Annotated in this window: 17 protein-coding genes; 2 read left to right on the top strand and 15 right to left on the bottom strand. The window is 43.2% G+C overall.

Annotated elements, in window-relative coordinates; all coding sequences use genetic code 11:
• Nucleotides 1-16: 16 nt before the first annotated feature.
• From yaaA to M9H69_RS03160, 4 genes are all read right to left on the bottom strand, one after another.
• Entirely contained in the window at nucleotides 17-745 is a 729-nt protein-coding gene (gene yaaA / locus M9H69_RS03175) for a peroxide stress protein YaaA (RefSeq protein ID WP_250315889.1), read from the bottom strand.
• Between the two features lie 75 nt (nucleotides 746-820).
• Complete coding sequence (locus tag M9H69_RS03170) at nucleotides 821-2,416, bottom strand: hypothetical protein (RefSeq protein WP_250315888.1); 1,596 nt, start codon at nucleotides 2,414-2,416, stop codon at nucleotides 821-823.
• A gap of 11 nt (nucleotides 2,417-2,427) precedes the next feature.
• Nucleotides 2,428-2,838, bottom strand: a complete 411-nt coding sequence (locus tag M9H69_RS03165; RefSeq protein WP_250315887.1) for a peptide deformylase — start codon at nucleotides 2,836-2,838, stop codon at nucleotides 2,428-2,430.
• A gap of 103 nt (nucleotides 2,839-2,941) precedes the next feature.
• Nucleotides 2,942-5,638: a cation-translocating P-type ATPase gene (locus tag M9H69_RS03160; protein ID WP_250315886.1), complete on the bottom strand. Its 2,697-nt coding sequence runs from the start codon at nucleotides 5,636-5,638 to the stop codon at nucleotides 2,942-2,944.
• A gap of 307 nt (nucleotides 5,639-5,945) precedes the next feature.
• On the opposite strand from M9H69_RS03160, the gene mntE reads away from it, so the two are divergent.
• Nucleotides 5,946-7,133, top strand: coding sequence for a CDF family manganese efflux transporter MntE (gene mntE, locus M9H69_RS03155; RefSeq protein WP_250315885.1), 1,188 nt, complete (start codon nucleotides 5,946-5,948; stop codon nucleotides 7,131-7,133).
• Nucleotides 7,134-7,170: 37 nt separating this feature from the next.
• On the opposite strand, the gene M9H69_RS03150 is transcribed toward mntE, so the two are convergent.
• The 8 genes from M9H69_RS03150 to cdaA all read right to left on the bottom strand — a co-directional run bounded on the left by M9H69_RS03150 (nucleotide 7,171) and on the right by cdaA (nucleotide 15,572).
• Complete coding sequence (locus tag M9H69_RS03150) at nucleotides 7,171-9,042, bottom strand: ABC-F family ATP-binding cassette domain-containing protein (RefSeq protein ID WP_250315884.1); 1,872 nt, start codon at nucleotides 9,040-9,042, stop codon at nucleotides 7,171-7,173.
• Complete coding sequence (locus M9H69_RS03145; protein ID WP_284453899.1) at nucleotides 9,039-10,238, bottom strand: CCA tRNA nucleotidyltransferase; 1,200 nt, start codon at nucleotides 10,236-10,238, stop codon at nucleotides 9,039-9,041. The genes M9H69_RS03150 and M9H69_RS03145 overlap by 4 nt, the downstream gene beginning before the upstream one ends.
• The gene (gene dapB, locus M9H69_RS03140; RefSeq protein ID WP_250315883.1) at nucleotides 10,235-11,002 is read right to left on the bottom strand and encodes a 4-hydroxy-tetrahydrodipicolinate reductase; all 768 of its coding nucleotides are present in this window, start codon (nucleotides 11,000-11,002) and stop codon (nucleotides 10,235-10,237) included. Before dapB ends, M9H69_RS03145 begins: the two co-directional genes overlap by 4 nt.
• 263 nt (nucleotides 11,003-11,265) lie before the next feature.
• Nucleotides 11,266-12,114, bottom strand: a complete 849-nt coding sequence (locus M9H69_RS03135) for a DegV family protein (RefSeq protein ID WP_221161006.1) — start codon at nucleotides 12,112-12,114, stop codon at nucleotides 11,266-11,268.
• 2 nt (nucleotides 12,115-12,116) lie between these two features.
• A complete protein-coding gene (locus M9H69_RS03130) occupies nucleotides 12,117-12,491 on the bottom strand; it encodes a DUF1149 family protein (RefSeq protein ID WP_001050095.1) in 375 nt (124 codons plus the stop codon).
• A 73-nt stretch (nucleotides 12,492-12,564) separates the two neighbouring features.
• Nucleotides 12,565-13,917, bottom strand: coding sequence for a phosphoglucosamine mutase (gene glmM, locus M9H69_RS03125; RefSeq protein WP_250315882.1), 1,353 nt, complete (start codon nucleotides 13,915-13,917; stop codon nucleotides 12,565-12,567).
• A gap of 28 nt (nucleotides 13,918-13,945) precedes the next feature.
• A complete protein-coding gene (locus M9H69_RS03120; RefSeq protein WP_001230923.1) occupies nucleotides 13,946-14,728 on the bottom strand; it encodes a CdaR family protein in 783 nt (260 codons plus the stop codon).
• Nucleotides 14,715-15,572 carry a diadenylate cyclase CdaA gene (gene cdaA, locus M9H69_RS03115; RefSeq protein ID WP_001011078.1) on the bottom strand — a complete coding sequence of 286 codons (858 nt, stop codon included), beginning with the start codon at nucleotides 15,570-15,572 and terminating at the stop codon, nucleotides 14,715-14,717. The genes M9H69_RS03120 and cdaA overlap by 14 nt, the downstream gene beginning before the upstream one ends.
• Nucleotides 15,573-15,708: 136 nt before the next feature.
• Between cdaA and M9H69_RS03110 the strand changes: the two genes are divergently transcribed.
• Nucleotides 15,709-16,677, top strand: coding sequence for an NAD(P)/FAD-dependent oxidoreductase (locus tag M9H69_RS03110; RefSeq protein WP_250315881.1), 969 nt, complete (start codon nucleotides 15,709-15,711; stop codon nucleotides 16,675-16,677).
• A 32-nt stretch (nucleotides 16,678-16,709) separates the two neighbouring features.
• Here the strand turns inward: M9H69_RS03110 and whiA are convergent, their stop codons facing one another.
• Genes whiA through rapZ form a run of 3 tightly spaced genes read right to left on the bottom strand, consistent with a single transcriptional unit; the run spans nucleotide 16,710 to nucleotide 19,482 of the window.
• Nucleotides 16,710-17,621, bottom strand: coding sequence for a DNA-binding protein WhiA (gene whiA / locus M9H69_RS03105; protein ID WP_250315880.1), 912 nt, complete (start codon nucleotides 17,619-17,621; stop codon nucleotides 16,710-16,712).
• The gene (locus M9H69_RS03100) at nucleotides 17,618-18,595 is read right to left on the bottom strand and encodes a YvcK family protein (RefSeq protein ID WP_250315879.1); all 978 of its coding nucleotides are present in this window, start codon (nucleotides 18,593-18,595) and stop codon (nucleotides 17,618-17,620) included. Before M9H69_RS03100 ends, whiA begins: the two co-directional genes overlap by 4 nt.
• A complete protein-coding gene (rapZ, locus tag M9H69_RS03095; RefSeq protein WP_250315878.1) occupies nucleotides 18,592-19,482 on the bottom strand; it encodes an RNase adapter RapZ in 891 nt (296 codons plus the stop codon). Before rapZ ends, M9H69_RS03100 begins: the two co-directional genes overlap by 4 nt.
• Between the last annotated feature and the right edge of the window lie 42 nt (nucleotides 19,483-19,524).

The raw sequence follows: 19,524 nt of genomic DNA, 5'->3' as shown, positions 1-19,524 counted from the left end.
CTCGAATGAGCTGGTTTTATGCTTGTTTCACAAAGACGAGTTCTAAGTTACTTGATAAATCAGGTCGGTATTCAAAGCCGGCGAAGCGGAGCTTGCGAGCTTGGTCAACCGTTTGGACTTGGCCCTCTATTAGAGCTGTCAGAAAGGCACCACGCGCTTTCTTTGAAATGGTTGAGTGGATTTTCAACTGGCCTGCCTTGTCCTCCATAAATTTGAAGGTCACCATCTTTTCTCTGATTTCCTTAGAAAATACGGTTTCAAACTCTGATGACAAGAGAGAAAAAATCAAGTCCTCATCCTGTAGTGCCTCATCGTAGGCTGATTTCCAATGGCTCTTTAGGGTTTTTCCAGCGACTTTTAACTTCATCAAAAAGTCCAAACGGTGAGGAGCCATAGGTGATAAGGCTGGGACAACGCCATACAAAGCCGAGGTAATTAAAACATGATTTTTAAGATAGGCTTGTTCAGTCTCAGTCAACTCATCTCGCTTGATGTGGCGATACATGAGACCGTCAAAGAGTTTCAAAGCTGGATAATGTTTAGCCCTCTGATCTTTTAGAGCTTGAATATGAGCGTATTCTTCTTCTGCTTTCTCAGCTGATACCTTGTAAAAGCTCTCTAATTCACTGGCTGAGTAGCACGCCAGTGAGTCAAGGACTGCCTGACTTTCTTCACTCAAGGGGAGCGCTTCGACAAGAGGAAGGTTTGTGTTCATTTCTTTGGCTGTTGGGATTAAAATTTTCATATTGTTAGTGTAGCATATTTTTCAATCGTGACCAAGAATTTCATCTGAAAACCTCGGTATTAGCCGAGGTTTCTTTTACTTGACTTTAAATGTTTTGAGGAAATTATCTTTTCCAACCTGACCTTCGAAGGATTGACCATTTTCAAGGTAAGGAAGGTCGTCCGATACTGAGGCCTTGACCTTATAGATTTTGCCATCAACTTTGAAGAAGTAGACGGTATCACCCTTGATGACAGCTGATTTAAGATCTGATACGATACCTTTGATATTTTTCACCGTTTCGTTATCCAGCTCGAGGTCATTTTTATTGGCATATTTGATGAGGAGTTCATCTACCGTAGCTGCTACGATGACGTTTTGGTACTCCACTGCATCGACCAATGCATACTCCTTGACCAAGCCTGCATTGTCCTTCAAGCCCATGATATAGAGAGGTTTGTCATTGAGATTAACAAGGATAGGGAAGGTAGCCCTGTAGGCCTTCTCCTGAACCGCTCCTTCAGCTGAAGCACGGGCAGATTCTTCGGTTGCTGAAGCTAGATTGTACTTGGTGATTTCACCAGTGCGCATGTTTTCAAGGATAAATCCTAGATTACTTTCGTCAGCATTTGCTGAAGTCACACCCGTGTAGAGATAAATGTCATTTCCGATAGAAAGATAGTTATAGCCCTCTGTCGTTTGGGTAACATTTTTCTTAGAAATCAAGGCATTCCAGAAGCCATCTTTATATTTGCCGTTGTAGTTGATTTGCTCGATGGTTTCTTCGGCTGGATATACACGATCCACCCATTCTGGCACTTCATCCAAGCTGTATTCCTTAGTTTCTCCATTGGTGGCGTCTAAGATAATAACAGATGAAGGACGAGGCACTCCTAGACCAAACTGTTTTTGATAAACGGTTGCTACATAGAAGGGATTGCCTTCATCATCCACCTCAAAGGATGGCGTTTTAAAAATCTTGGTCGGATACTTGATCCGAAGATGGCGTTTGACGTCTCGGTTAAAATACTCAGAGTCCGAATACTTCATCGGTGTTTTTAAATCTACCAATTCCGCATTTCCTGTCACCATATCAACCTTGATATACTCGCCAATCCCCTTGGACTGATTATTAAACCATTTAATCGGGTCGGCATATTCCAAAGGTGTCACCCGATAGGGCTTGCCATCAACTGTCAGCTGGGTATAAGTATCTGCTGCTACGTACTGGGAGACCTTATCCGTCAGAGACCCCAGGTAACGGTCACCAATCTTTTCTGCAGTGCTCCGATCTAGGATTGGAACCTTACTGGTATCACTCTTAGGAAAATCTTTAAAGTCTTTTTCTGTGATGGACACCACATTAGCATAATTTTTTGCTTGGAAAAAGCTAGAAGTTACTAGGCTTACCAGACCAGCAAGGGCAAAGATGAGTCCCGCGGCCAGCAACAATCCTCCACCTAGTCTATTAAAATGAATCCCTTCCAGATTGAGTTCGTTGGCAACCTTGCCATGACGTAGGTGAACTGTCTTGAGAAGATTGGTATCCTTGCGGAAGCTAAACAAAATTCCCATCACCACCAAATGTCCGCATAGGAAAAAGATAAATTCCCAACTCGTAAGATTAAGTGGTGGTAAAAAGATATACCAGGTCGTTGCGATAAAAACAAGTTCAAAGAGTATGCGTTTCATCTGAGTTCCTCCTAAATAATTCGTCCTTCCAAATGATCCAGTTCATGTTGGCAGATCTGAGCTGGAAAACCTGTCAGCGTAATGGTCTGTTCCTGCCACTTGCTATCGCGATAGGAAACCGTAATCGTTTCATAACGAGTCGTTGATCGCACCCCAGTCAAAGACAAACAACCTTCCTCTGTCTCGTAAGGTCCTTTATAAGAAAGAAGAATGGGGTTAAACATGACCAAGGGAACTAGGCCAAGGTTAAAGATAATGACACGCTTCTGCACGCCAATCATATTGGCCGCCAGACCGACACAGGTCTCGCGATTGGCCAGCAGGGTATCCTGTAAATCTCTAGCCAGATAAAGGTCTTCCTGGCTTGCAGCTTTCGAAACTTGCGACAGGAATAAGACATCTCGGACAATTTTCTTTTCCATTTCTTTCGCTCCTTGCCATTTTACTTTATTATAGCATAAAAGTGGATAACTCCTAACTATTCTCCTCAAATGCAAAAAAAGCCATCCGAAGATGACTTTCTTTTTAAATCGCGTTCTTATCAAAACCAAGCTTGCGTTGAACAAACTTAACGATTTCTACGATAAGTATCATTGAGAAGCTTCCAGCCAGAACAATGGCCCATTGTGACAAGTCTAGTTTGCTTACGTGGAAGATGCTTTCTAATGGGTCGATAACAATAGTTGATGCTAGTAAAATAAATGAAACCAAGATTGACCAGTTGAAAGTTTTAGATTTAAATGGACCAACAGTCAAAATAGACTGGTAAACAGATTTAACGTTGTAGGCATGGAAGAGCTGGATCAAACCAAGTGTTGCAAAGGCCATAGTAAGAGCATCAGCGTGGATAGCTTGATTGTCACCCACATGAACTGGGTAAAGAAGGGCAAGACCATAAACGGACAGAACAAGGGCGCCTTGAAGGAGACCTTGATAGATAATGGAACTCATGACCCCACCTGAGAAGAAGCTTGACTTGCGTCCACGTGGTTTGTGGGTCATAACACCTGGCTCAGCTGGCTCAACACCGAGAGCAATAGCTGGGAAGGTATCCGTTACCAAGTTAATCCACAAGAGATGAACTGGCTGTAGGACATCCCAACCAAACAAGGTTGACAGGAAGATGGTTAATACTTCAGCCGTATTGGCAGAAAGAAGATACTGAATAGTCTTTTGAATGTTTGAGAAGACCTTACGTCCTTCTTCAACTGCGACGATAATGGTCGCAAAGTTGTCATCCGCAAGAATCATATCAGAAGCCCCCTTAGAAACCTCTGTACCAGTTATTCCCATACCGATACCGATATCAGCTGTTTTCAGAGCTGGCGCATCATTAACACCATCACCTGTCATGGCAACGACCTTACCTTGATTTTGCCAAGCTTTCACGATACGAACCTTGTGTTCTGGAGATACACGCGCGTAAACAGAGTATTGACCAACGACTTTTTCAAATTCTTCATCTGAAAGTTCGTTCAATTCCGCACCTGTCAGAACATGGTCCGCCGTATCTTTTTCATCAATGATTCCCAGACGTTTGGCAATGGCTTCCGCTGTGTCTTGGTGGTCACCAGTGATCATGATTGGACGGATTCCTGCTTCTTTAGCCACACGAACGGCTTCTGCTGCTTCGGCACGTTCAGGGTCAATCATCCCAATCAAACCAGTAAAGATCAAGTTGTTTTCAAGCTCTTCAGAAGTAAGATTTTCTGGAATACTATCGATAATCTTATAAGCTCCTGCAAGGACACGCAGAGCTTGATGAGCCATGTCAGAGTTATTTGTGTGAATTAATTCAGTGACTTTCTTATCAATCGGAGCGACATCTCCAGCCTTATCACGAGCAACACAACGTTTCAAGAGTTGATCTGGAGCCCCTTTGACTGCTACGAGGAATTTACCATCTGGCAATGGATGAACCGTTGACATGAGTTTACGATCTGAGTCAAACGGCAATTCAGCTACACGAGGATATTTCTCTAAGAACCCTTTAACATCGTAGCCCTTGTCCAAGGCATACTGGATGAAGGCTGTTTCCGTTGGATCCCCGATCAGGTTTCCTTCCGCATCAATCTTGGTATCATTAGCCAAGACAACTGAACGAAGTAGTGGCATGTCCAAGCCAAGTTCAATATCATCAGCTGAATCATGTAGGACTGCGTCATAGAAGACTTTTTCGACTGTCATCTTGTTCATAGTAAGCGTACCAGTCTTATCAGAAGCGATGATTTCAGTTGAACCAAGCGTTTCAACTGCTGGCAACTTACGAACGATAGAGTTTCGTTTTGCCAAAACTTGAGTACCAAGGGCAAGAACGATGGTCACGATAGCAGGAAGTCCTTCTGGGATGGCTGCAACAGCAAGCGCAACAGAGGTCATCAACTCACCAAGTGGATCTTTGCCTTGGATGAAGACTCCAACTACAAAAGTAACAAGGGCAATAACCAAAATTGCATAGGTTAAGACCTTAGAAAGGTTGTTCAAGTTTTGTTTAAGAGGTGTATCCGTCTCATCAGCATCTTGGAGCATGCCAGCGATATGACCCACTTCAGTATACATACCTGTATTGACAACAACACCAAGACCACGACCATAAGTCACGTTTGAGTTTTGGAAGGCCATATTGACACGGTCACCAATACCAGCATCTGCAGCAAGCTCGACTGTCAAGTCTTTTTCAACTGGAACAGACTCACCTGTCAAAGCCGCTTCTTCGATTTTAAGAGAGTTGGCTTCTAGCAAACGTAGGTCTGCTGGTACCACATCACCAGCTTCAAGGGCAACGATATCTCCTGGCACCAATTCTTTGGAATCAATCTCTGCCATGTGCCCATCACGAATAACGCGAGCAGCTGGACTGGACATAGACTTGAGGGCCTCGATGGCTTCTTCTGCTTTTCCTTCTTGGTAAACACCAAAGGCAGCGTTGATGATAACCACGGCTAGGATAATGATGGCATCTGCGATATCTTCACCACCAGATGTTATGACTGATAAGATAGCTGCAGCAATTAGGATGATAATCATCAAATCCTTAAACTGTTCAATGAATTTAACCAAGAGAGATTTTTTCTCACCCTCTTCCAGTTCATTGCGTCCATATTCAGCTTGGCGTTTTTGCGCTTCGCTTGACGAAAGGCCTTGCTCAGTTGCTTCAACTGACTTCAAGACCTCTTCAGGACTTTGAGTATAAAACGCTTGGCGTTTTTGTTCTTTTGACATGCGTCTCCTCCTTGACATTGTGTGCAAAACAAGTTCTCTTTTTGTTTTATGACAAACAAAAAGAGACTTGTTAATCATAACAAGTCTCGCTGTTTAAGATAGGGCCGGAAGGTATACTTTGCAGTACACAATTCGGAATGACGACACTATCACAGGTTTCTGCCAGCTACTCCCTTGAGTAGTACTATTATATCAAAATTTGAAAAGTTTTCAATCATTAAAATTCGATGAAGGTGGACTAAATTTGAATTTTCCCGCAAAAACCAGTATAATGAAAGAATATTACTTATACTGAAAAGGAAGTTTGATGAAACAATCAATCTCAAATCTCAAGTTAGCTGAGCGTGGTGCCATTGTCAGTATCTCGACCTACTTACTCTTGTCTGCGGCAAAATTAGCAACTGGTCATCTACTTCATTCATCCAGTTTGGTAGCGGATGGTTTCAACAACGTATCCGATATTATCGGAAATGTTGCTCTTCTGATTGGCATTCGGATGGCTCGCCAGCCTGCAGACCGTGACCACCGCTTTGGACACTGGAAGATTGAAGATTTAGCTAGTTTGATCACTTCCATCATCATGTTCTACGTTGGCTTTGATGTGCTTCGGGATACCATTCAGAAAATTCTCAGTCGGGAACAAACGATTATCGATCCTCTGGGAGCATTTCTAGGAATCATTTCTGCAGCGGTTATGTTTGTCGTTTATCTCTATAACACACGCCTCAGTAAGAAATCCAAATCCAAAGCTCTAAAGGCAGCAGCTAAAGATAATCTTTCCGATGCAGTCACCTCGCTTGGTACTTCCATTGCTATCCTAGCCAGCAGTTTTAATTATCCGATTGTGGATAAATTAGTCGCTATCATCATCACTTTCTTTATCTTAAAGACAGCCTATGATATCTTTATCGAATCGTCCTTCAGTCTTTCAGATGGTTTTGATGACCGGCTACTAGAAGACTACCAAAAGGCCATCATGGAGATTCCAAAGATTAGTAAGGTCAAGTCCCAAAGAGGGCGTACCTATGGTAGCAATATCTACCTTGATATCACGCTGGAGATGAATCCTGATTTATCAGTCTATGAAAGTCACGAAATTGCAGACCAGGTCGAATCCATGCTAGAAGAGCGTTTTGGAGTATTTGACACCGATGTCCATATCGAACCTGCTCCTATACCTGAAGACGAAATTTTAGACAATGTCTACAAAAAACTACTCATGCGCGAGCAATTGATTGACCAAGGAAACCAACTAGAAGAACTCCTTGCTGAGGACTTTATCTATATCCGTCAAGATGGAGAGCAGATGAATAAAGAGGCCTATAAGGCTGAAAAAGAACTTAAAGCTGCAATTAAGGACATTCAGATTACCTCCATTAGTCAGAAAACCAAGCTCATTTGCTATAAGCTAGATGGCATCGTCCACACCAGTATCTGGCGTCGCCATGAGACTTGGCAAAATATCTTTCATCAAGAGACTAAAAAAGAAGAATAGAAAACTCCTGTCGTAATGACAGGAGTTTTCTATTCACCTAACTATCAAAGTCACTTAGGTATTCATAGCGTTCGTATTTTTCAAGGAGTTCTTCATTTTTCTCATCTAGCTCTTTCTGAAGCGTCGCTAGTTTGCCAAAGTCAGAACCATTTGCCTGCATCTCTTCTTCAATAGCAGCGATACAATTTTCCAAGGTTTCAATATCCCCTTCAATGCTTGCCCACTCCTTCTTTTCTTGGTAGGTCATACGTTTCTTGTCTTCACGTACCTTGACCACTTTCTCCTTTTCGGCCTTTTGCACTTGATTGGCCATCTCTGTTTCAAAGGCTTTTTCGTCAAGATAGTCTGTGTAATGACCAAAGAAAGGACGAATCTTGCCATCCTCAAAAGCAAGAATCTTAGTTGCTACCTTATCCAAGAAATAGCGGTCATGGCTAACTGTCAAGACAGGGCCTGCAAAACCTTGCAAGAAATTCTCTAAGACTGTTAAGGTCGCAATATCTAGGTCATTTGTCGGCTCATCCAAGAGAAGAACATTTGGTTTTTCCAAGAGCAATTTGAGAAGATAAAGGCGTTTTTTCTCTCCACCAGACAATTTCTCAATCAAGGTTCCATGCGTCGAACGTGGGAAGAGGAACTGCTCTAGCAACTCTGCAATGGAAGTCGTAGAACCACCACTAGTCTTAACCTCTTCTGCTACTTCCTGCAGGTAATTGATGACCCGTTTGCTTTCATCCAAGCCTTCAATTTGTTGAGAGAAATAGGCGATGCGAACAGTTTCCCCTCTCACAACTTGTCCTTCAGTTGGCTCAAGACTTCCTGCAATCAAGTTGAGTAGGGTTGATTTCCCAACACCGTTGTCCCCAACGATACCGATACGGTCTTTAGCTTGCACCAAAAGGTTAAAATCTTGCAAAATAGGCTTGTTCTCATAGGCGAAGGAAACATTCTGAAACTCGATGACTTTTTTTCCAATCCGACTGGTTTCAAAGTTCATGGTCAAGTCTGCCTCAGCAACGCCGCCTGAAACTTCTTTTTTCAAGTCATGGAAACGATTGATACGAGCCTGCTGCTTGGTCGCACGCGCTTGCGGTTGTCTGCGCATCCAGGCTAATTCTTGCTTATAGAGTTGTTCTTTTTTGTGGAGCATAGCTACGTCACGCTCATCCTGCTCTGCTTTGAGGCGAACATAGTCCTGATAATTTCCCTGATACTCGGTCAAGCCTGCTCGGTCCAGCTCGAAAATTCGCGTTGACAGCGCATCTAGGAAATAACGATCGTGGGTGATAAAAAGGACGGTTTTCTTGGAATTTTTCAAAAAGAGGGTCAGCCACTCAATGGTTGCAATGTCCAGGTGGTTGGTCGGCTCATCCAGTAGCAAGAGATCGTGGTCTCCAAGAAGAACTTGCGCCAACTGAACCCGTCTTCTCAGACCACCTGACAATTCACCAACTGGAGTCGACAAATCCTGAATACCCAACTTGCTGAGAACCGTCTTGACCTGACTCTCGATTTCCCAAGCTTGGAGAGAGTCCATCTCTGCCATGACCCGTTCCAAACGAGCCTGCTTGTCCTCGCTGTAGTTGAGCATGATCAACTCATACTCACGAATGAGCTGAATTTCCTTGAGGTCGCTGGAAAGAACCGTATCCAAGACCGTCTTGCTATCATCAAAATCTGGATTCTGAGTCAAGTAGCCAATCTGATAATCATTCTTAGCTGAAAAGGGGCTAACGTCCCCATCAAAGCCAGAAGTGCCAGAAAGGACGTCCAAAAGGGTTGTCTTACCCGTTCCATTAACACCAATCAGACCAATTCTATCCAAATCATGGATAATAAAGGAAATATCCTTAAAAACGGTCTTGTCACCAACGGATTTGCTTAGTTTTTCAACGATAAAATCACTCATTTTTTCTCCCTCAGGTAAGCATGGATTGCTTGACGATCATTTTCCAACTCTCCATCGACAATGGCAAACTCAATCTCCGTTAAAATCTCTCCCAAGTCTGGTCCTGGCTGGTAACCATATTCCTTAATCAGAACTCCTCCGTTAATCTGGATTTCTTTCTTATCATGAATGGTCAAACTCTGGTAAGTTTCTGTGATGGCTTGTGGGTTGACTTCTTTCCCTTGAGCCTGACGAAGACGTTCAGCTTGTAGAAGGGAATCCAAGTCAAAGCGGTAACAATCGCGCTTGCTCAGCTCTCCTTCTTCTCGCAAAACCAAAATAGTCAGCAAATCCTGTACTTGCTTGGCAAACTGGCGTGAGGTTTTCCAAGCTTTCAAAAATGGCTGTGCATCTTTAATCTCCAAAGCCCACAACAGAGCTGCCCAGGCTTGTTCAGAAGATTCAAAAGTGAAATCAGTCTCCAAAACAAACAGTCTGTTGAGCTTGCCCTGGCTTCCTGCCATGTCTGGAAGATAGTCATAAGCTCGACTCTCAATCATGGAAGACAGACCAACTCGCCAAAAAGGAGCCAGCAAGAGTTTATCAAACTCAACGAAGGTGCGCTCCACAGAAATTTTCTCCAAGAGTGGCGTCAAAGTCTTCATCGCCACAAAAGTTTCTGGTTCAAGTTTAAAACCGAGACTGGCCTGAAAGCGGAAACCACGCATAATACGCAGAGCATCTTCGTTGAAACGCTCACTAGCCACTCCAACTGCTCGCAAGACTTGGTTTTTCAAATCTTCTAAACCATGGAACAAGTCAATAATTTCGCCTGTCTCATCCAAGGCAAAGGCATTAACTGTGAAATCACGGCGCTTGAGGTCCTCTTCTAGCGAACGCACAAAGGAAACCGCACTGGGTCTACGATAGTCCACATAGACATCCTCTGTTCGAAAGGTTGTTACCTCATACTCCTCGTCCCCATCTAGGACCAAGACGGTTCCGTGCTCGATTCCGATGTCAGCTGTACGAGGGAAAATATGCTTGGTTTCTTCTGGATAGGAAGAAGTCGCAATATCCACATCGTGGATGGGACGATTGAGGAGGGCATCTCGAACAGAGCCCCCAACAAAATAGGCCTCAAAGCCTGCTTCTTTAATTTTTTCTAATACTGGTAAAGCCTTCTGAAATTCAGAAGGCATTTGCGTTAATCTCATAATAAGTGTTCTAATCCATAGACAAGCTCATGACGCTTGACAACTTCTTTGATTCCCAAATTCACCCCTGTCATGAAGGAGCTGCGATCATAGGAGTCATGACGAAGGGTCAATCCTTCCCCCTGATTGCCAAAGATGACTTCCTGATGGGCTACCAAGCCTGGTAGACGGACTGAGTGTATGCGCATGCCATCAAAGTTAGCACCACGAGCACCTGCAATCAATTCTTCCTCATCAGGCGCACCTTGCTGAATAGACTCTCGAACTTCCGCCATTAACTCGGCAGTTTTAATAGCTGTTCCACTCGGAGCATCCTTTTTCTTGTCATGATGGAGCTCGATAATCTCCACATTTGGGAAATATTTGGCAGCCTGCACCGCAAATTGCATCAGCAAGACAGCTCCCAAGGCAAAGTTAGGCGCAATCAAGCCACCCAAATCTTGTTCACGGGAAAATGCTTTGAGTTCTGCAATTTCTTCACTAGTGAAGCCTGTTGTTCCAACCACTGGAGCAAAGTCATTTTCAAGGGCAAAGCGCGTATTTTCGTAAGCAACGGCTGGTGTAGTAAAATCTACCCAGACATCTGCTTCAAATCCGGCTAAATCAGCCTTATCATTGAAGACAGGAATTCCCTGCCATTCTGACTCAGACTCAAACGGATCCAAAACCGCGACCAAGTCCAAGTCCGGATCAGCAAAGACCATCTGACAGGCAGCTTGGCCCATCTTTCCCTTAAACCCGGCGATAATTACTCGAATACTCATCTCTACTCCTGTCTAAGATACAAAGCCTGTAAGAACATAAAGTGAAAATAGGAGTTCTGATCAAGGAGTGTCTACTCCTTGGAAGAACTATCTTTTTCACACAGGGTTCTAGGCGTGTTCAATTATCAAGATACAAAGGACGTTAGTTACACATGAAAAATATGGAATGACGCTGACTTTCCACGAAAGGAAAGACAGGCATCTTTTTCAAGAGGCAGGCAGGCCATGTTCAATTTCTAAGATACAAAGCTTGTAAGAACAATCTAGACGACTGGCGTATAGCTTAAAGCGATACTACCTTCTCCAAGGTGGGTTCCAATGACACTACCAAAGGTATCAATTGGAATCTCATCAGTCACACCACTCTCCATCAAAAGCTGACGTAAGTCCGCTGCCTTTTGAGGAGCATTGCCATGGATGACTGTGATACGGTAATTCCCATCTTTTGTCGACTCTTTGATGATTTCCACCAAACGTTTGATTGCCTTCTTTTCTGTACGAACTTTTTCGTAAACTTCAATCACACCTTGGTCATTGAAGTAAAGAATGGGCTTGATACTGAGGAGATTCCCTAAGATGGCTGCCCCATTTGACAGACGTCCTCCCTTAACCAAGTGGTCGAGGTCATCTACTATGATAAAGGCTGAATTATCAGCAATTTGAAGAGCTAATTTCTCCTGAATCTGAGCAAAATCATCGCCCTGTTCTGCCCATTCAAAGGCACTCTCTACCATAAATCCTAGAGGGGAACTTGTGATATGGGTATCTGGAAAGGCAATGGTCAAGCCATCATACTCATCCAACATGTATTGGATGTTCTGATAAAAACCTGAAATCCCTGACGAAAGAAAGAGTCCCAAAACATGGGTATAACCTTGTCCTTTCAAGGAACTTAGAATCTCATCCAATTTGGCAATACTTGGTTGACTGGTTTTAGGCAATTCTGCAGACTGAGCCATTTTTTGATAAAATTCCTCAGCAGTCAGATTGACACCTTCAACATACTCCTCCCCATCAATATTGACAGGAATATCCAAGATAAATAGATTCTCTCTTTGCAGCGTCTTCTCCTCTAAATAGGCTGAAGAATCTGTAATGACAGCTAATTTCATGACTAAAACTCCAAATTGATCCCTGGAAGATCCAAGGCGATTTCTGTTACTTCATACGTCAAACGGTTGAGCATGTTCAAGCATGGACGTGCCAAGGTTTCAACTTCTTCTTGGTTAAATTCACTTGGTTCGTTAACAATACGACCTTCCACATGGTTAACTTGAGAAATCGTTCCACTGATAACAAATTTGTCAAAGACAATCATAAAGCTCAAGATAACAACTAGCGAGGTTACTTGGTTTTCTTGGTCGTATTGGAGCAACTGGAAATTCACATCTACCTTGGTTTCAGGAGCCCCATTTTCATTTTCCCATTCAAAGTTACGAGCATCAAAGTGATACTGGCTAACAAATTCTTGTTCTCGTTTAAGATTCATTTCTCTCTCCCATTGCTACAATTTACTATGCAATTGTACCACATTTTTATCATTTCATCTAGTTTTCTAGGCTTTAGTCAATACCGATCTCATCTTTAACAACAGTAGCAATCGTATCTACATAGTAATTGACTTCTTCTGTTGTAGGTGCCTCTGCCATAACTCGCAATAGAGGTTCGGTACCACTTGGGCGAACAAGGATACGGCCGTTTCCTGCCATTTCTCCTTCCATCTTTTCGATGATTGCCTTGATGGCTGGTACTTCCATGGCTTTTTCTTTCATGGCATTTTCCACTCGGATATTGACCAGTTTTTGTGGGTAAATCGTTACTTCTGATGCCAGTTGAGACAAGGTTTTACCGGTTTCCCGTATAACTTTTGTTAGTTGAACGGCAGTTAACTGTCCATCACCTGTCGTATTGTAATCCATCAAGATAACGTGACCAGACTGTTCACCACCAAGGTTGTAGCCTGATTTTCTCATTTCTTCGACAACATAGCGGTCACCAACTGCAGTGACTGCTTTGTTAATGCCAGCACTATCCAAAGCCTTGTGGAAACCAAGGTTAGACATGACGGTTGTCACGATGGTGTTTTGAGCCAACTGGCCTTTTTCAGAAAGATATTTCCCGATGATGTACATGATCTTATCACCATCGACGATGTCGCCATTTTCATCAACAGCAATCAAACGGTCACTGTCTCCGTCAAAGGCCAAACCAATAGCTGACTGGCTTTCTTTGACCACTTCTTGAAGAGCTTCTGGATGTGTAGAACCCACATTCAAGTTGATATTAAGACCATCTGGAGTCTCACCAATAACAGTTATTTGAGCCCCAAGGTCTGCAAAGATTTGACGAGCACTCGTAGACGCTGCACCGTTTGCTGTGTCCAAGGCCACTTTCATTCCTTCAAGAGGAGTTCCAGTTGAAACAAGGTAGCCTTCATACTTACGTAAACCTTCTGGATAGTCCACTAAGGTTCCCAAGCCTTCGGCACTTGGACGAGGAAGGGTGTCTTCTGTAGCATCCAGCAAGGCTTCTATTTCTGCTTCTTTTTCATCATCAAGTTTGAAGCCATCCCCACCAAAAAATTTAATTCCATTATCAAGGGCTGGGTTGTGACTAGCGGAAATCATGACACCTGCACTGGCTCCCTCAGTTTTGACCAAGTAAGCTACTGCTGGTGTTGCAAGGACACCGAGTTTGTAGACGTGAATCCCTACAGAGAGGAGACCTGCCACTAAGGCTGATTCTAACATTTCTCCTGAGATACGTGTATCACGTCCTACAAAGACTTTAGGGGCTTCTGTTTCGTGTTGGCTAAGAACATAACCACCAAAACGTCCCAGTTTAAAGGCCAATTCTGGCGTCAGTTCTACGTTTGCTTCTCCACGGACTCCATCGGTCCCAAAATATTTACCCATTTTATTTATCATCCTTTTCTATTATTTATTATTGTTTAGACGAATCTGATTTTGTTTCTGAACTCGTTGAAGACGAACTGCCTTCTGAGGAACTTGTTGACGAGTTACTTGAACTAGACGTTGCTGTTTTTGTTGTAATTTTCATAGTTGTGTCAAACGGCATAATGACGCTTGGTAAGACATTTCCATTTTTATCGACTGCTTGTAGAGGAACAGAGGACGAGTAGTTTCTAGTTATCCGTTCACTCGTCGGTAAGATGGCAATGACACGATCTACTTTGGAGAGGGTTTCCTCATCACTAATAACCGTTACTTTTTCATCTGATACAGTAACTGTATCGATTTTCACGCGAGAATCAATCTGACTAGGATCAATCTCCGGCACAACAATGACATTGTCTCGTTTTGCTTTTTTACCAACCTTCACTGTTATCTTTTGCGGTGTCGCAACAGCCGTCAAACCACTCGGTAAATTTTCAATAGTCAGAGGAACTTCGATGGTTCCTACACTAGCATCAGAAAGATCAGCCGTCACCTTAAATTTGCGGGTACTTTCCTGCATCTCACTCGCCAAAGCAACTCTGTTTGACCCTGTTAGAAAGACCGTCACCTCAGATGTAAAACCACTGATAAAATACTGATCACTGTCATACTGAATATCAATTGGGACATTAAGAACTGTGTTTGTATAAGTCTCCGTCCGCACCTGTCTGGCACTGTTGCTATTCTGATAGTTTGTCAAAGTTGCATAGATAAAGAGAATGCAGGCGAAAAAGAAGGAAGAAATGATGTATAGACTATTTTTTCTCATGTTTCAATCCTCCTAGCAAGCGCTCTTTCAGACCTTGCTTTTTCTCTGATTTTGGAAGTAAGATTCTTCTTAATTCAGATTCAAACTCTTCCAAGGTCAAATCGTGCTTAAAGACTCCATTATAGGTGATGGAGATTCCACCCGTTTCTTCCGAAACCACAAAGGTAAGAGCATCTGATACTTCCGACAAACCAATCGCCGCCCTGTGACGCGTTCCAAACTCCTTGGAAATCCCGGTATCTTCAGTCAAGGGTAGATAGGCTGAAGTTACAGCAATTCGGTCTTCCTTGATAATGACAGCACCATCATGCAAGGGAGTATTGGGAATAAAAATATTAATAAGCAATTCAGCCGAAATTTTAGCATCTAAAGGGATCCCTGTCGAGATGTATTCCTGCAAGGTTCTTACTCGCTGAACCACTACAAGCGCCCCAATCTTACGAGGACTCATGTATTCAACTGATTTCACAAATGCACGAACCATCTGCTCTTCCGCACTGATAGGGGCATTGGAGAAGAAATCAGTAGCCCGGCCCAATCGCTCCAAACCTGTTCGAATCTCTGGTGAAAAGATAACCACCGCTGCAATCACCCCGTAGGTGATGATCTGATTGATCAACCAGGAAATAGTCGTTAAACCAATCATATTGGAAAGAATCTGGGCTAGAATAAAAACTAAGACTCCACGGACCAATATCATAATCTTGGTGCCTGCAATAGCTTTAGTAAAATGATATAAAATATAAGTCACAATGAGAATATCAATCAGATTGGTGACTATACTCCAAGGACTTGAAAACAAACTCGTCCAGTATTGTAAATTGGATAATTGTTGAAAATTCATCCTTGGCCTCCTCCCTGTCAAAACACTTTACTCATCATTATACCATTTTTTGCCCATTTTTTCCCTATCCTACCTCATTTTAAATTAAGCAAAAATATGATAAAATAAACTGACTAGAAAAAACAAAGGAGAAATCATGTCTCAACTCTATGATATTACCATTGTAGGTGGCGGTCCTGTCGGGCTCTTTGCTGCCTTTTACGCCCACCTACGCCAAGCCAAAGTCCAAATCATCGACTCTCTTCCCCAGCTCGGTGGTCAACCAGCTATCCTCTACCCTGAAAAGCAAATCCTTGATGTTCCAGGTTTTCCAAACTTAACCGGAGAAGAGTTGACCAATCGCTTGATTGAACAGCTAAACGGCTTTGATACTCCCATTCATCTCAACGAAACCGTTCTTGAGATTGAAAAACAAGAAGAAGGCTTTGCCATTACAACCTCTAAAGGTAGCCACCTGACTAAAACAGTTATCATTGCCATGGGTGGTGGTGCCTTCAAACCACGTCCGCTCGAATTAGATGGCATTGAGAACTATGAAAATATCCACTACCACGTTTCCAATATCCAACAATACGCTGGGAAGAAAGTAACCATCCTTGGTGGTGGGGACTCAGCAGTGGACTGGGCTCTGGCTTTTGAAAAAATTGCACCAACTACCCTTGTTCACCGTCGAGATAACTTCCGCGCCTTGGAACATAGTGTGCAAGCCCTGCAAGAATCGTCTGTAACCATTAAAACACCGTTCGTCCCTAGCCAACTTCTCGGAGATGGAAAAACACTCGACAAACTAGAAATCACCAAAGTCAAATCAGATGAAGCCGAAACTATCGAAGTAGACCATCTCTTTGTCAACTATGGTTTTAAATCATCTGTCGGAAATCTTAAAAACTGGGGTCTAGATCTCAACCGTCATAAGATTATCGTCAATAGCAAGCAAGAATCTAGCCAAGCAGGTATCTATGCTATCGGCGACTGCTGTTACTATGAAGGAAAAATTGATTTGATTGCGACAGGACTGGGGGAAGCTCCAACAGCTGTTAACAATGCCATCAACTACATCGACCCTGACCAAAAAGTGCAACCAAAACACTCAACAAGTTTATAAGAAAAGAACCACGGATTGAACAATCCGTGGTTTTATAATTCATCTGCAATCTTGTTTATTTTTCGGAGTCTGTGGTTGACGCCACTTTTGGTTAAGGGATTGCTCAGGCTATCTGCCAACTGCTGGATAGAGTAGTCTGGATGCTGGATTCGCAACTGAGCCACCTCTTGCAAATCCACAGGTAAATTTTCCAAACCCATTCTATCTTTGATTTTACTGATATTATTAATGGTCTTCATACTAGCAGAAACCGTCCGAGCGATATTGGCTGTTTCAGCGTTATTGGCTCGATTGAGATCGTTACGAGTTTCACGCAAAATCTTGACACGCTCAAAATTATCACGCGCCTGCATGGCCCCAATCACGATCAAGAAATCCATGATGTCTTCTGCACGCTGGAGATAGGTAACTGCACCTTTCTTGCGTTCAATAACCTTGGCGTCCAATAAAAACTGCTGAAGGAGAGAGGCCAATCCTTGGGCATGGTCCAGATAAACAGAACTAATCTCCAACTGGTACTTGCCAGACTCAGGATCTCGGATGCTACCATTTGCCAGAAAGGCCCCACATAAGTAAGCACGACCAGCCTCCTCATCCGCTAAGATATCGGGATCAATGCCTGTCTCCAAACCAAAGAAGGAATCCGCAAGCCGCAAATCAGCTAAAAGCTCCTGCACCCTCTCATCGGTATAGACCGTGTAGACACGATTCTTACGAAGATTGCTCCTCTGATGATGTCGAATTTCTGACTTAATATCATAAAAATGGAGAAAGGACTCATAGAGGTGCCGAGCTAACTTGGCATTTTCAGTCACGACGGAAAAGGTCAAGCCTGAAGTCGAGAGACCGATACTGCCAGACATCTTGATAATGGCAGACAATTCATGACGACTGAGATGATGTTGACCAAGAATTTCCTCTTTTACTGCAACTGTAAAACTCATTTTCTCACCTGTATAATGCGCATCAATTCATCTACAATCAAATCGCCATCATGGAAGGCACCTCCATTTTCCAAACGAAGGAAGTTGGATGAAATCACACGAGGAACCTGCTTGCAAAGACCAGCAAAGTCATGCTCTACCTGAACCAAATATTCATCAAAACGGTTGGTATCCATGTATTCTCTAGGAACCTTTTCGATATTGACCAAGACCGTGTCGATAAAAGGCCGACCTAAGTGTCGATGGAGAACTTCCACATGGTTACTGTCTGAAAAGTGCTCTGTTTCCCCACGCTGGGTCATGATATTGCAGACATAGGCGATCTCTGCCTTAGTCTCCAAGAGAGCCTGCCCAATCTCCTCAATGACAATATTTGGCAAAATCGATGTAAAGAGTGAACCAGGCCCCAAGACAACCATGTCACTCTCGAGAATGGTAGTAACTACTCGACGGCTGGCTTGGGGTGTTTCATCATCCAAGGTATTGGTCACATAGACATGGTCGATCATGCCTGGATGATCAGCAATATGGCTCTCACCTGCTACCTCAGAACCGTCTTTAAAGACTGCATGCAGTGTCAAAGGCTGATCGCTTGATGGGTAGATTTTTCCTGTTGTGTGGAAAAAGAGACTTAGCAACTGCATGGCATTATAAGTGGACCCCTGCATTTCAGAAAGCCCTGCTATAATGATATTTCCTAGAGGATGACCCGCAAAAGCACCAGCGTCTTCTGAAAAACGGTACTGAAAAACCTTCTCATAAAACTTAGGCATATCCGACATGGCTACCAGGACATTGCGAAGATCACCTGGTGGTGTCAGCTGTTGGATATTCTTTCTTAGCTCACCAGAAGAGCCACCATCATCAGCTACCGTTACGATGGCCGCAATATCAACATCCTTTTCTCGCAAGCTTTTCAAAATGACGGGGATACCTGTTCCTCCACCAATCACCGTTATCTTTGGTTTTCTCATGAACGGTTTACCGTTTCCTTTCTTCTGTCTTTGTCACGATGGCTTTCATTGACAGGCCAATTTTTAGCAAGGTCCTCAGCAATTCGTTTGGCAAAGGCAACACTACGGTGCTGTCCACCTGTACATCCTACTGCAATGGTCAAGACGGACTTGCCTTCTTTTTTGTAACTTGGCAAAATGGGTTCAATCAAAGCGAGTAAGTGCTGATAGAAACTTTCCGATTCTGCATGTTTCATGACATAGTTGTAGACAGGCTCATCCATTCCCGTTTGATTGCGCAGTTCTGGTAGGTAATAGGGATTTGGCAAGAAACGGACATCAAAGACCAAGTCTGCATCAATAGGGATACCATACTTGAATCCAAAAGACATGACTTCGATACGAAAAGACTGGGCTTGCTCTTGGTCTGAAAATTGCTGAGCAATGGTTTTACGAAGTTCACGCGGAGTGAGTTCGGTCGTATCCACCACATTTTGGCTCATGTTTTTCAAAGGTGCCAAGAGTTCACGTTCCAGCTTGATGCCATCTAAAATCCGACCATCTGCTGCTAGAGGGTGACTTCGTCTGGTTTCCTTGTAACGAGCGACCAATTCCTTATCTGCTGCGTCTAAAAAGAGAATTTTGAAATCCAAATCATCTTGGTTTTCCAATTCATCCAAGACAGCTTGAATCTCAGAAAAGAAAGAACGGCTACGCATGTCGACTACTAGGGCTAACTTGTGGTCATCATCCTTGGTCTCTACCAACTGTAAAAACTTTGGCAAGAGGGCTGGTGGCATATTGTCAATGGTAAAATATCCCAAATCTTCAAAAGACTGAATGGCTACCGTTTTCCCTGCACCACTCATCCCTGTCACAATCACCAGGTGAAGTTGTTTCTTTGTCATCTATCTCTCCTTATATCAAAAAAAGTTTGGCAGAGCCAAACT

It is taken from the genome of Streptococcus oralis, assembly GCF_023611505.1.
GTDB classification, from domain to species: Bacteria; Bacillota; Bacilli; order Lactobacillales; family Streptococcaceae; genus Streptococcus; species Streptococcus oralis_CT.
The sequence above is the reverse complement of the archived record's forward strand: the minus strand, read 5'-3'. Positions and strand labels throughout refer to the sequence as shown.